Genomic DNA, 12,731 nt, shown 5'->3' on the forward strand with positions numbered 1-12,731 from the left:
CTTGGACTTCGTACTTGACCATATCGCCGACCTCTCCCGCTGGAGCCGCAGCCACCTGGACGAGGTGGCCCTGGCGGTCACCGCCACCCTGCTGGTGCTGTTCGGCAGCCAGGTCAACGCCTTTATCCAGGCGCGCCTGGGCAGCCTGCCGACCGCCGTTCGGGTCCCGGCCTTCGCCCTGGCCTGCCTGGCCATCTATGGCGCCGCCATGACCTTCCTGACCCCCTGGGTGGTCAAGGGCCTGGCGCAGTTCAACAACTACGCCCTGGCCCCGGTGCTGCTGATCGGTGTCTGCCTGCTGGGCGTGCTGGCCGAACGTCGCGGCTAGCGACAGCGGGTGCGGATACCGTCCAGCAGGCACTCAAGGGATTGCGGGCGACCCAGCAGGAAGCCCTGGAAGGTGTCCACGCCCAGGTCCTTGAGCAATTCGAACTGGGCCTGGGTTTCCACCCCTTCGGCGACGATCTGCATCTCCAGCGCCCGGCACAGGCTGACGATGCCGGCCAGCAGTTGCCGGGATCGGTCGTCGGCGTCCACCGCCAGCAGAAAGCTGCGGTCGATCTTGATGGTGTCGAAGGGCAGGCGGTGCAGATAGCCCAGCGATGAATAGCCGGTACCGAAATCGTCCATCGCCACCCGGAAGCCCTGCTCGCGCAAGGCGGCCAGGCGCCGCTCCGGCGTGCCCTGCTGCAGGAACACCGACTCGGTCACCTCCAGCTCCAGCGCCCTGGGCGCGATACCGAATTCGCCGCAGGCGGCCGCCAGGACCTCGGCCAGTTCATCATCGGCGACCTGCAGCGGCGAGATGTTGACCGCCACCGGGATCTGCAGACCGGCGTCCTGCAGGGCCCGGGCGCAAGCGGCGGCCCGGCGGATCGCCAGTCGTCCGAGGGCCGAGGCCATGCCGTTCTGCTCGGCCAGGGCGACGAAGACGTTGGGCGGCACCGCCCCGACGCCGGGACAGTTCCAGCGCGCCAGCAACTCGGCGCTGACCATGCGCTGACGGGCATCGAACTTGGGCTGCAGGACGAAGGTGATGAGCTCCGCCTCGATGGCGCCGTGCAGATGGGCCAGCAGGGTCACCTTGCTGCGCGCCTCGCTGGTCAGCTGCGGATCGTAGCAGCACACCCGGCTCTTGCCGGCGGCCTTGGCCGCGTACATGGCGGCATCGGCATTGCGCAGCAGGGTCTCCACATCCAGCCCTTCTTCGGGCGCCAGACTCAGGCCGATGCTGGCCGATACGCGGATATCGTGACCGGCGATGCACTGCTGCCGGCCCACCGCCTGCACCAGTTGCTCGGCGACCTGGCGGGCCTGGTCGCGATCGCTCACGTCCAGCAGGGCGACGAATTCATCGCCACCCCAGCGCGCCAGCACCTCGCCAGCGCCCAGCACCTGGCGCAACTCGCGCACCAGGGCGCAGAGCAATTCGTCACCGGCGGCGTGGCCCAGGGAGTCGTTAACCTCCTTGAAGCCGTCCACATCGATGAACAGCACCGCGAGGTTGCCGGTCTCTTCGAGCTCCTGCAGGCGCGTCTCGAAATCCTGGTAGAAGGAGGTGCGATTGGGCAACTGGGTCAGGGCATCGCTGAGCGCCATGCGCTCCAGCGCCTGTTCGGCGCGTTTGCGCTCGGTGATGTCCCTCAGACTGGCGACCACATAGCCTTCGCGATCCGCCTCGCCGGCGAAGCGACTCAGACTGATCTCCACCGGCGTGACCCGCTTGGCGGAGACGTGGAATTGGGCTTCGCACAGGGCATAGCCGTCGCGCTCGAAGGTGCGGATGGCCGCCTCGGGCAACTTGATGTAGTGCGACAGGTACTGGCCGCTGACACTGCGCTCCGCGCTGAGCATCAGGGCGCGCAGGGCGTCATTGGCTTCGATGATCTGCCCGCTTTCGGTCAGCACGGCCATGGCGTCGCGGCAGAGGGCGAAGGCCGAAGCGATGAGGTGCAGCGAGCGCTCGGTGCGCTGGCGCGCGCTGCGTTCGACTTCGAGCCAGCGGCGTACGGCGTGCAACTCGGCCGTGGGCGAATCGGGACGGACCAGGTCCCTCATCGCAGCCGCCGCTCACGAAGGGCGGCACGGGGCCGGTTGGCGTTCTTGGAAAGGACTGACATCCAGGTGTCTCTGCGAATTCGACTGCAACCGCCATCACAGCAGGGCAATTGGCCATCATGCCAATTGCCCGTTGGCAGCTCAAGCTCGATTCGTCAGCGATACACGGTCAGCTCTGGCGTTCGAACTTGAGATCCCAGACGCCATGCCCCAGTCGCTCGCCACGGCGTTCGAACTTGGTGATGGGTCTTTCCTCGGGGCGCGGCACATAGCCCGAGGCGTCGCCGAGGTTACGGTAACCCGGGGCGGCGTTCATGATCTCGAGCATGTGTTCGGCATAGGCCTGCCAATCGGTGGCCATGTGCAGCACCCCGCCGACCCTGAGCTTCTGCCGCACCAGTTCGGCGAAGGCCGGCTGGACGATACGGCGCTTGTGGTGGCGGCTCTTGTGCCAGGGATCGGGAAAGAACAGCAGCACCCGGTCCAGACTGGCATCGGCCACGCACTGGCGCAGCACCTCGAGGGCATCGCAGCTGTAGACCCGCAGATTGGTCCGCTCCTGGGTCATGGCGCCGTTGAGCAGCGCGCCCACGCCCGGCCGATGCACCTCGACGCCGATGAAATCCTGCTCCGGCGCGGCGGCGGCCATTTCCAGGGTGGAATGACCCATGCCGAAGCCGATCTCGAAGGTGCGCGGCGCCTGGCGGCCGAATACCTGGTCGAAATCCCGCGGGCCGTCGGTCAGCTCCAGACCGAAACGCGGCCAACCCTGGTCGAGACCGCGTTGCTGGCCTTCGGTCATGCGGCCGGCGCGCATCACGAAGCTTTTGATGGTGCGCCGGGGGCGGTCGGGGGTCTGGTCGTCTTGATGATCGGTCATGGCGTTATCGATAGTGGGAAAAAGAGACGCCCGGCAGAGGCCGGGCGCGTGAGCGATGGCGCCAGGTCCTAGTTGACCAGGCCGTCCAGCGGCGAGGACGCCGTGGCATAGAGCTTGCGCGGCATGCGTCCGGCCAGATAGGCCAGGCGGCCGGCGACGATGGCGTGCTTCATGGCTTCGGCCATCAGCACCGGCTCGCGGGCATGGGCGATGGCGCTGTTCATCAGCACCGCTTCGCAACCCAGCTCCATGGCGATGGTGGCGTCGGAGGCGGTACCCACCCCGGCATCCACCAGCACCGGCACCTTGGCCTCTTCGAGGATGATGCGCAGGTTGTAAGGATTGCAGATGCCCAGGCCCGAGCCGATCAGACCGGCCAGCGGCATGACGGCGATGCAGCCGATGGCCTCCAGCTGGCGGGCGACGATGGGATCGTCGCTGGTGTAGACCATGACGTCGAAGCCATCGGCAACCAGCGTCTCGGCGGCCTTGAGCGTCTCGATGACGTTGGGGAACAGGGTCTTCTGGTCGGCCAGGACTTCCAGCTTGACCAGGTTGTGGCCGTCGAGCAGCTCGCGCGCCAGGCGGCAGGTGCGCACCGCTTCCACCGCGTCATAGCAGCCGGCGGTGTTGGGCAGGATGGTGTAGCGCTCGGGCGAGATCACGTCGAGCAGATTGGGCTCGCCGGGCGTCTGGCCGATGTTGGTGCGGCGCACCGCCACGGTGACGATCTCGGCGCCGGAGGCCTCGATGGCCACGCGGGTCTCTTCGAGATCGCGGTACTTGCCGGTGCCGACCAGCAGGCGCGACTCATAGGTGCGCCCGGCCAGGGTAAAGGGAGTGTCTTTCATCTGGATTCCTCTTGCGCGGCTAGCCGCCGCCGATGGCGTGGACCACTTCCAGCCGGTCGCCGTCCGCCAGGGCGGTGGTGGCGTGCTGGCTGCGCGGCACGATGTCGAGGTTGCGTTCCACCGCCACTCGCCGTCCGGTCAGGTCGAGACGCACGAGCAGGTCGGCGACGGTGGCACCGTCCGGCAATTCAAGGGATTCGCCGTTCAACAGGATCTGCATGGCAAAGGCATCGTCACGGGGTGAGCCGGCATTCTACGCCGGTCGGGCGTTCATTGCAGCGGCGCCGGGCCGGGAACGACGGCCAGCACTCGCTCAGAGGCTGCTCAGGCGCCAGGCGAGGATGGCCAGGCAGGCCCAGCCGGCGAGAAAGCACAGGCCGCCGAAGGGGGTGATGATGCCCAGCCGCGAGATGCCGGTCAGCGTCAGCAAATAGAGGCTGCCGGAAAACAGCAGGATGCCAGCGATGAAAAAGCCACCGGCCCAGGCCACCAGGCGCCCCTGGAAGTGCAGCGACAGCAGGGCGACGCCGAACAGCGCCAGGGCGTGGATGAGCTGATAGAGCACGCCGGTCTGGAACACGGCCAGGTAGTCGGCGGTCAGCCGGCCCTTGAGTCCATGGGCGGCGAAGGCGCCGAGTCCGACACCGGTGAAACCGGCCAGGGCCGCGAACAGCAGGAAGAGACGCAACATGGGTTTTACCGGGCGATGGGAGAGAAGCGCTGGTTATAATGGCCCGCTAACCGCCAAAGACCAAGCCGATGCTGCTCACCCTCCTCCGCCGTCTCCTGCGTATCGCCCTCTGGTTCGCCGTCCTCAGCGCCGCCCTGGTGCTGATCCTGCGCTGGGTGCCGCCGCCGGGCAGCATGCTGATGGTGGAACGCAAGGTCGAATCCTGGATCGACGGCAAGCCCATCGACCTGCAGCGTGACTGGCGACCCTGGAAGGAGTTGCCGGACGATCTCAAGATGGCGGTGATCGCCGGCGAAGACCAGCACTTCGCCGAGCATTGGGGCTTCGACATGGCGGCGATCCGCCAGGCCTTCAGCCACAACGAAGCCGGTGGCTCCCTGCGTGGCGCCAGCACCATCAGCCAGCAGACCGCCAAGAACCTCTTTCTCTGGAGCGGCCGCAGCTATCTGCGCAAGGGCTTCGAAGCCTGGTTCACCGTGCTACTGGAAACCTTCTGGTCCAAGCAGCGCATCCTCGAGGTCTATCTCAACAGCGTGGAATGGGACGACGGCGTGTTCGGCGCCGAGGCCGCGGCCCGTCACCATTTCGGCATAGGCGCGCCCTACCTCTCCGACCGCCAGGCGAGCCTGCTGGCCGCCGTGCTGCCCAATCCTCGCGAATGGAGCCCGAGCCGCCCCAGCGCCTACGTCGCCGAACGCGCCGCCTGGATCCGCCAGCAGGAACGGCAACTGGGCGGCAGCGACTACCTGCGACGGATGACCGGGCAGTAGCAAGAAATCGGCGCAGGCTTTTCCGCGAGACGCTCGCCCAACACGTTACCTAGGCGACGCTTGAGTTCACGCGTGGAAAACGCTGCGCGGTTTTCTCTCCTACCTGCCGCGGCAGATAACCGGGCAGCGGCACAAGGCGGCGTAGCGTGGAAAACGGCGCAGCCTTTTCCACATCAGGCGCCTAGCTCAGGCGGGCCGTCTGGCGTTACGGATCGCACGTGGAAAACGCTGCGCGGTTTTCCACGCTACCCAGGCATCCGACTGCGATAGTCATTCTCGCAGGCATAAAAAAACCGCGCCCTGGGGCGCGGCTTTTCGATCACGAACCGGATCAGGCGGCGATGTTGCCCTTGAGCTTGTTCATCGCGTTCTTTTCCAGCTGACGGATACGCTCCGCCGAGACGTTGTACTTGGCCGCCAGCTCGTGCAGCGTCGCCTTTTCCTCGGCCAGCCAGCGCTGGTAGAGGATGTCGCGGCTGCGATCGTCCAGGCGTTCCAGGGCCTCGTGCAGATTGGCCGTGGAGCTGTCGGTCCAGTCGGCTTCCTCCAGCTGACGCGCCGGATCGTAACGGCTGTCTTCCAGGTACTGGGCCGGCGACTGATAGGCCGCATCGTCATCGGCATCGCTAGCCGGGTCGAAGGCCATGTCATGACCGGTCAGACGGCTTTCCATCTCGCGCACTTCCCGGGGCTCGACGCCCAGGGTTTCGGCCACGCGATGGACCTCGTCGTTGTTCAGCCAGGCCAGCCGCTTCTTCTGGCTGCGCAGGTTGAAGAACAGCTTGCGCTGCGCCTTGGTGGTGGCCACCTTGACGATGCGCCAGTTGCGCAGGATGAATTCGTGGATTTCGGCCTTGATCCAGTGCACGGCAAAGGACACCAGGCGTACGCCCATTTCGGGATTGAAGCGCTTCACGGCCTTCATCAGGCCGACATTGCCTTCCTGGACCAGGTCGGCCTGGGCCAGACCATAGCCGGAATAGCTCTTGGCGATATGCACCACGAAACGCAGATGCGCGAGCACCAACTGCCGGGCGGCCTCGACGTCTTCCTTGTAGAAGAGGCGCTCGGCCAGTTCACGCTCCCGCTCCGGAGTGAGCAGCGGAATGCTGTTCACCGAATGCACATAGGCTTCCAGGCTGGCGCCGGGAACCAATGTAGGAACAGGTTGCAACGAAGTGGTCATGCGAATCCTCCGATTCACTAAGCACTGGGCAGTCTAACACTGATTTTTTGGACAGCGCCAGACTAGCCGAGGTTCCCTTAACCCTAGCTGAAAACCACCGCGAAATGCTTGTGCCATCAGGGGTTTAGACCGTTTCCGCAGGTGTCGGAAACGGCCGTTCGTCAGCGCGGGGCGAGTTCGCGCAGGTGCCGGGCAACCGCCAGCCAGGCGCCGATGTAGCCGAGCAGCACGGCGCCGATCAGCAGCTGCAGCCCGTCCTCGACGGCGACGCTGCCGAGGGCGAAATCGCTGCCGTAGAGGCCGGCCAGATCCAGCACCGCGGCGTTGAGCCAGCCCAGGCCGAACACCAGCAGGGCCCAGGCGGCGATGCCGGCGCCCAGGCCGAACAGCGCGCCCATGTAGAGGAAGGGCCGGCGCACGTAGCCGTCGGTGCCGCCCACCAGCTTGACCACCTCGATCTCGGTGCGGCGATTCTCGATGGCCAGGCGGATGGTGTTGCCGATCACCAGCAGCAGGGCGATCACCAGCACCACGGTCAGGCCGAAGACGAAGCGCTCGCCGAGCTTGAGGATGGCGGTGAGCCGCTCGACCCACTGCATGTCCAACTGCACCTGCTGCACGCCGTTCATCTCGGCCAGCTGGCTGCGCAGCATGTCGAGGCGACTCTTGTCGATTTCCCTGGGCGTCACGGCGATGACGCCGGGCAGCGGGTTCTGCGGCAACTCGCGCAACGCTTCGCCGAGGCCGGCGTCCTGCTGCAATTCCTTCAGGGCATCGTCCGGACTGATCCAGCGCGCCTCGGCCACATCGGGCAGGACCTTGATCTGGCTCATCAGCACCTCGGCCTGGTCCTGACCGGTGCGCAGGTCGAGGAACACCGAGATCTGCGCCGCGCGCTGCCAGGAGCCGCCGAGGCGCTCGACGTTCTTCAGCAGCAGCGACACGCCCATGGGCAGCGCCAGGGCGATGCCCATCACCAGGCAGGTGAGGAAGGTGCCTATGGGTTGCTGCACCATGCGCCGGAGGCTGTCCCTCAGACCGGTGCGGTGGGCTTCGAGGTAGGCATGCAGCGGACTGCGCCAGTCGCTCTTGGGTTTCTGCGGGGCCTGGCGCTGCGGACGCTGGGGCTTGCCGCCCTGCTCCTGGCCACGGGGCAGTTCGTTGCCGCTCATGACTGGCTCTCCTCTTCGTCGCCGATCAGGCGACCGCGCTGCAGGGTCAGCATGCGATGGTGCAGCCGGGCGATGAGCGCGTGGTCGTGACTGGCGATCAGCACCGTGGTGCCGAGGCTGTTGATGTCTTCGAAGACGCCCATGATCTCCGAGGCCAGGCGCGGATCGAGGTTGCCGGTGGGTTCGTCGGCGAGCAGCAGGGCCGGCCGATGCACCACCGCGCGGGCGATGCCGACCCGCTGTTGCTGGCCGGTGGAGAGCTCGGCCGGATAGTCGTCGAGCTTGTCCTTGAGGCTGACCCGCTCCAGCGCCGCGGCCACGCGCTTGGCGATCTCGGGCTTGGACAGGCCGAGGATCTGCAGCGGCAGGGCGACGTTGTCGAACACGGTGCGGTCATGGAGCAGCTGGTGGTTCTGGAAGACCACGCCGATCTGCCGGCGCAGAAAGGGAATCTGCGCATTGGTGATGCGCGAGATGTCCTGGCCGGCCAGGGTCAGCTTGCCGCCGGTGGGTCTTTCCATGGCCAGGATCAGCCGCATCAGGGTGCTCTTGCCGGCGCCGGAATGACCGGTGACGAAGAGGATCTCGCCGCGTTCGGCACGGAAGCTCAGTTCCTGCAGGCCGACGTGACCATTGGGATAGCGCTTGGAGACGCGGTCGAACTGGATCATGAGACGCCCCGCTCCGCGAACAGGGCCTGGACGAAGGGCCGTGCCTCGAAGGGCCGCAGGTCGTCGATGCCTTCGCCGACGCCGACATAGCGGATCGGCAGGGCGCTCTGCTTGGCCAGGGCGAAGATCACCCCACCCTTGGCGGTGCCGTCGAGCTTGGTCAGCGCCAGGCCGGTCAGGGGCACCGCGTTGTGGAACTGCTTGGCCTGGTTGAGGGCGTTCTGGCCGGTACCGGCGTCCAGCACCAGCAGGGTCTCGTGGGGCGCCGCCTCGTCCAGCTTGCCGATCACCCGGCGCACCTTGCGCAGCTCTTCCATGAGGTTGTCCTTGGTGTGCAGCCGGCCGGCGGTGTCGGCGATCAGCACATCGATGCCGCGGGCCTTGGCGGCCTGGACGGCATCGAAGATCACCGAGGCGGAATCGGCGCCGGTGTGCTGGGCGATCACCGGGATGCGGTTGCGCTCGCCCCAGACCTGCAGCTGTTCCACGGCCGCGGCACGGAAGGTATCGCCGGCCGCCAGCATGACCTTCTTGCCGTCGTTCTGCAGGCGCTTGGCCAGCTTGCCGATGGTGGTGGTCTTGCCGGCGCCGTTCACGCCCACCACCAGGATGACGTAGGGCTTGTGCGAGGTATCGATGACCAGCGGCTGTTCCACCGGCAGCAGCATCTCGGTGAGCTCCTGCTGCAGCGCCTGGTAGAGCGCCTCGCTGTCGGCCAGCTGCTTGCGCGCCACCTTCTGGGTCAGGTTGCGCATGATGACGCCGGTGGCCTCGACGCCGACGTCGGCGGTCAGCAGGCGGGTCTCCAGCTCTTCGAGCAGGTCGTCGTCGATGGCCTTCTTGCCGAGGAACAGGCTGGCCATGCCTTCGCCGAGACTGGCGCTGGTCTTGGACAGACCCTGGCGAAGGCGAGCGAAGAAGCCCGGCTTGGCGGGTTCGCCCGGGGTGGCGGCGACGGCGAGCGGAGCGGGCTCAAGCTCGGGCGCTACCACCACGGGCTCGGGACGGACCGGGGCAACGGGCGCTACCGGTACGACCGGGGCAGGTTCAGGTTCAGGAGTGGGCGCTGGCACAGCCGGAGGCAGCGGCGCGACCGGCGCAGCCACTGGCTCGGGCTCCACCTCGGGAGCCTTCACCGGCTCGACCTCGACCGGCGGCGCGATGGGATCGGCCACCAGCGGCTCGACCAGCGCGGTGAGCGCCACCGGCGACGGCGCCTCCTCTTCGGCGACCGGCACCGGGATCAGCGAGGGAATCGCCTCCGGCGGCTCGGGCACCGGCTCCGGGTGCTGCACCGGCTCGCTGGCCAGCGACTCGGGCAGACGTTCCTCGGCTTCAGGCGCGGGGGCTTCGGCAGGCGTCTCTACGGGTTCGGCAGTCTTCTTGCGGAACCAGCCGAACAGGCCTTTCTTCTCCGTGGGGGGAGACTTCTTGTCGTCGGATCCAAACATGCGGGGCTCTGTATCGAACGGACGAACCGGCTGCGGGAGCTCCGCCAGGCGGGGCTCGACCGTCAGGCATGGCCGTCGGGAAAAGGGATGCGTATCCTAGCAGCCTGCCGGGCGGAAGACCTCCCCGTCGGCGAAAAACGCGCGACCGTCCCCAGGACGCAGCCGCTTCGTCCCCTACCGCGCTACAAGGCCTGCTCTCGCGATGCCCGCCTCCTGCTCCCGTCGGACCGCCCTGGTCGTCCTGCTCAGCCTGCTCCCCACCCTCGCCCTGGCCACGGCCAGCCGGCAGAACACCGAGGAATTCACCCTCGACAATGGCCTCAAGCTGGTGGTCCGCGAAGATCACCGGGCGCCGGTCGCCGTGGTGCAACTCTGGTACCGCGTGGGTTCGAGCCTGGAGGCGCCCGGGGCGACCGGCCTGTCCCATGCCCTGGAACACCTGATGTTCAAGGGCAGCCGCAAGCTCGGCGCTGGCGAGGCCTCGCACCTGCTGCGCGACCTGGGCGCCGAGGAGAATGCCTTCACCACCGACGACTACACCGTCTATTACCAGCTGCTCGCCCGCGATCGCCTGCCGGTGGCCCTGGAGCTGGAAGCCGATCGCATGCAGCACCTACGCCTGGAACCGGACGAAGTCAGCCGCGAGCTGGAAGTCATCAAGGAAGAACGCCGGCTGCGCACCGACGACCGCCCCGAGGCACTGTCCTTCGAACGCTTCAAGGCCGCCGCCTACCCGGCCAGCGGCTACCGCAACCCCACCATCGGCTGGCCCCAGGATCTGCAGCGCCTCGGCGTGGACGACCTGCGCCGCTGGTACCAGACCTGGTACGCGCCCAACAACGCCACCCTGGTGGTGGTGGGCGACGTCGAGCCCCAGGCGATCCGTGCCGAGGTGCAGCGCTGGTTCGGCGCCATCCCGCGCAGCGACCTGCCCGCACCGCGCCGCCCGCTGGAGCTGCCGGCGCCGGGCGAGCGCCGCCTGGCCTTGCAGGCCCGCGAACTGCCCAGTCTGCTGATGGGCTTCAACGTGCCCAGCCTGGCCACCGCCGCCCAGCCGCGCGATGCCTATGCGCTGCAACTGCTGGCCGCCCTGCTCGGCGGCGGTTCGGGCGCGCGCCTGCCCAGCCGTCTCGAACGCGGCGCGGAAGTGGCCAGCAGCGTGCGCGCCGCCTATGGCGCCTACACCCGTGGCGACAGCCTCTTCCTGCTCAGCGGCACCCCCAACACCCAGCGCGGCAAGACCCTCGACCAGCTGGAAGCGGCCTTCTGGGCGCAGCTGGACCTGCTCAAGCGCGAGCCGCCCAGCACCGAGGAACTGGCCCGGGTCCGCGCCCAGCTGGTGGCCGGGCTGGTCTATGGCCGCGACTCCATCACCGCCCAGGCCAGCAGCATCGGTCAGCTGGAAAGCGTCGGCCTCGGCTGGCGCCAGGGCGATCGATTGCTCGAAGAACTGGGCCGGGTCACCCCCGACGACCTGCGGCGGGTGGCGCGCACCTACTTCACCCGCGAGCGCCTGACCCTGGCCCAGCTCGAGCCCGCAGCCACCGCGGAGAATCGCCCATGAAGCCGCTGTTCTGGCTGTCGCTGTGCCTGCTCGCCGGTTGCCAGTCCGCCACCCCGGTCGGCGACCTGGCGCGCGCCTATCCCGCCGTGGACAGCCTCAGGACGCTCAAGGACGCACCACCCCTGGGTCGCCAGCTGGACATCCAGCGCTGGCGCACCGCCGAGGGCGCCCAGGTGCTGTTCGTGCCGGCGCCGGAATTGCCGATGTTCGACGTGCGCCTGATCTTTGCCGCCGGCAGCAGCCAGGATGGCGCCACCCCGGGCCTGGCCATGCTGACCAACGGCCTGCTCAACGAAGGCACCCCGGGACGCGATGCCGGCGCCATCGCCGACGGTTTCGAGCGCCTGGGCGCCGATTTCAGCAACGGCGCCTATCGTGATCAGGCGGTGGTCGGTCTGCGCACCCTCGCCGATCCGGCCCACAGCGAACCGGCCCTGGCACTGCTGGCCGACGTAGTCGGCCGCCCGACCTTTCCCACCGAGGCCATCCAGCGCATCCGCGACCAGCTGCTGACGCTGATCGCCGCCAGCCGCCGCGAACCGGCCAGCCTGGCGGGCGAAGCCCTGCAGGGGCGCCTCTATGGCAACCACCCCTATGCCCATTCGCCGCGGGGCACGGCCGCCGGCCTGGCGCCGGTAGAGGCGGCCAGCCTCAGGGCCTTCCATGCCCGTGCCTATGCCGCCGGCAATGCCGTGATCGCCCTCACCGGCGATCTGGATCGGACCCGCGCCGAACAGATCGCCGCCCAGCTGTCGCGCGCCCTGCCCCGCGGTCCGGCCCTGCCGCCGCTGCCGCTGCCCGCACCTGCCGCGCCGGCGCGGGTGCAGTTGGAGGTCCCGGCCCAGCAGACGCGTCTGCTGCTCGGCCAGCTCGGCATCACCCGCCGCGATCCCGACTATGCCGCCCTCTTCGTCGGCAACCAGATCCTCGGTGGCGGCGGTTTCGGCAGTCGGCTGATGACCGAATTGCGCGAACGCCGCGGTCTCACCTACGGCGTCAGCTCGGGCTTCACCCCTATGCGTCAGCCGGGTCCCTTCACCATCGGCCTGCAGACCCGCGCCGAACTGGGCGATGCCACCCTGGCGCTGGTCCGCGACCTGCTGCGCGACTACCTGGCCCAAGGCCCCACCCAGGCCGAACTGGACCGCGCCAAGCGGCAGATCGAAGGCAGCTTTCCGCTGGCCAACGCCAGCAACGGCGCCATCGTCGCGCAACTGGGCAACATCGGCTTCTACGACCTGCCCAGCAGCTACCTGGACGACTTCCTGCAGCAGATCCGCCGCCTGACGGTGGAGCAGGTGCATGCCGCCCTGCAGCGCCACCTGGATCCGGAAAAGCTCGTCGTGGTCACCGCCGGCCCGCGGGTCGTCCAGCAGCCGCTGCCGCCACCCCGCCCTCTTCCCAACCTGCCGCCCAGCGGCGTTCCGGAGCACTAGC

Annotated in this window: 13 protein-coding genes; 4 read left to right on the plus strand and 9 right to left on the minus strand. The window is 68.0% G+C overall.

Going from position 1 to position 12,731, the window contains the following annotated elements; genetic code table 11:
• The first annotated feature begins 1 nt into the window (after position 1).
• Positions 2-328, plus strand: a complete 327-nt coding sequence (locus tag FHR73_RS20245; RefSeq protein WP_007161657.1) for a DUF3392 family protein — start codon at positions 2-4, stop codon at positions 326-328.
• Here FHR73_RS20245 and FHR73_RS20250 read toward each other — a convergent pair.
• The 5 genes from FHR73_RS20250 to FHR73_RS20270 form a co-directional block, all read right to left on the minus strand.
• Positions 325-2,058, minus strand: coding sequence for a bifunctional diguanylate cyclase/phosphodiesterase (locus tag FHR73_RS20250; protein WP_183633657.1), 1,734 nt, complete (start codon positions 2,056-2,058; stop codon positions 325-327). The genes FHR73_RS20245 and FHR73_RS20250 overlap by 4 nt on opposite strands.
• Before the next feature lie 169 nt (positions 2,059-2,227).
• Complete coding sequence (gene trmB, locus FHR73_RS20255) at positions 2,228-2,938, minus strand: tRNA (guanosine(46)-N7)-methyltransferase TrmB (RefSeq protein WP_183633659.1); 711 nt, start codon at positions 2,936-2,938, stop codon at positions 2,228-2,230.
• Between the two features lie 68 nt (positions 2,939-3,006).
• Positions 3,007-3,789: a thiazole synthase gene (locus tag FHR73_RS20260; RefSeq protein ID WP_133861468.1), complete on the minus strand. Its 783-nt coding sequence runs from the start codon at positions 3,787-3,789 to the stop codon at positions 3,007-3,009.
• 19 nt (positions 3,790-3,808) lie between these two features.
• Positions 3,809-4,009, minus strand: a complete 201-nt coding sequence (gene thiS / locus FHR73_RS20265; protein WP_007161653.1) for a sulfur carrier protein ThiS — start codon at positions 4,007-4,009, stop codon at positions 3,809-3,811.
• Positions 4,010-4,102: 93 nt separating this feature from the next.
• The gene (locus tag FHR73_RS20270; protein WP_183633661.1) at positions 4,103-4,480 is read right to left on the minus strand and encodes a DUF423 domain-containing protein; all 378 of its coding nucleotides are present in this window, start codon (positions 4,478-4,480) and stop codon (positions 4,103-4,105) included.
• A 68-nt stretch (positions 4,481-4,548) separates the two neighbouring features.
• Between FHR73_RS20270 and mtgA the strand changes: the two genes are divergently transcribed.
• Positions 4,549-5,250 carry a monofunctional biosynthetic peptidoglycan transglycosylase gene (gene mtgA, locus FHR73_RS20275; protein ID WP_183633663.1) on the plus strand — a complete coding sequence of 234 codons (702 nt, stop codon included), beginning with the start codon at positions 4,549-4,551 and terminating at the stop codon, positions 5,248-5,250.
• A gap of 331 nt (positions 5,251-5,581) precedes the next feature.
• Here the strand turns inward: mtgA and rpoH are convergent, their stop codons facing one another.
• The 4 genes from rpoH to ftsY all read right to left on the minus strand — a co-directional run bounded on the left by rpoH (position 5,582) and on the right by ftsY (position 9,730).
• Entirely contained in the window at positions 5,582-6,436 is an 855-nt protein-coding gene (gene rpoH / locus FHR73_RS20280) for an RNA polymerase sigma factor RpoH (RefSeq protein ID WP_059229776.1), read from the minus strand.
• 161 nt (positions 6,437-6,597) lie between these two features.
• On the minus strand, positions 6,598-7,608 hold the full coding sequence (gene ftsX / locus FHR73_RS20285) for a permease-like cell division protein FtsX (RefSeq protein ID WP_183633665.1): 1,011 nt from the start codon (positions 7,606-7,608) through the stop codon (positions 6,598-6,600).
• Positions 7,605-8,279, minus strand: coding sequence for a cell division ATP-binding protein FtsE (ftsE, locus tag FHR73_RS20290; protein ID WP_183633667.1), 675 nt, complete (start codon positions 8,277-8,279; stop codon positions 7,605-7,607). The genes ftsX and ftsE overlap by 4 nt, the downstream gene beginning before the upstream one ends.
• A complete protein-coding gene (gene ftsY / locus FHR73_RS20295) occupies positions 8,276-9,730 on the minus strand; it encodes a signal recognition particle-docking protein FtsY (RefSeq protein WP_183633669.1) in 1,455 nt (484 codons plus the stop codon). Before ftsY ends, ftsE begins: the two co-directional genes overlap by 4 nt.
• 202 nt (positions 9,731-9,932) lie before the next feature.
• Between ftsY and FHR73_RS20300 the strand changes: the two genes are divergently transcribed.
• Together FHR73_RS20300 and FHR73_RS20305 are read left to right on the plus strand one after the other, a co-directional pair.
• Positions 9,933-11,294 (plus strand): pitrilysin family protein, encoded by a 1,362-nt coding sequence (locus tag FHR73_RS20300; RefSeq protein WP_183633671.1) that lies wholly within the window; start codon positions 9,933-9,935, stop codon positions 11,292-11,294.
• Positions 11,291-12,730, plus strand: a complete 1,440-nt coding sequence (locus FHR73_RS20305) for a pitrilysin family protein (protein WP_183633673.1) — start codon at positions 11,291-11,293, stop codon at positions 12,728-12,730. Before FHR73_RS20300 ends, FHR73_RS20305 begins: the two co-directional genes overlap by 4 nt.
• Position 12,731: the final 1 nt, after the last annotated feature.

Source organism: Pseudomonas sp. AS2.8 (assembly GCF_014190935.1).
GTDB lineage: Bacteria > Pseudomonadota > Gammaproteobacteria > Pseudomonadales > Pseudomonadaceae > Chryseomonas.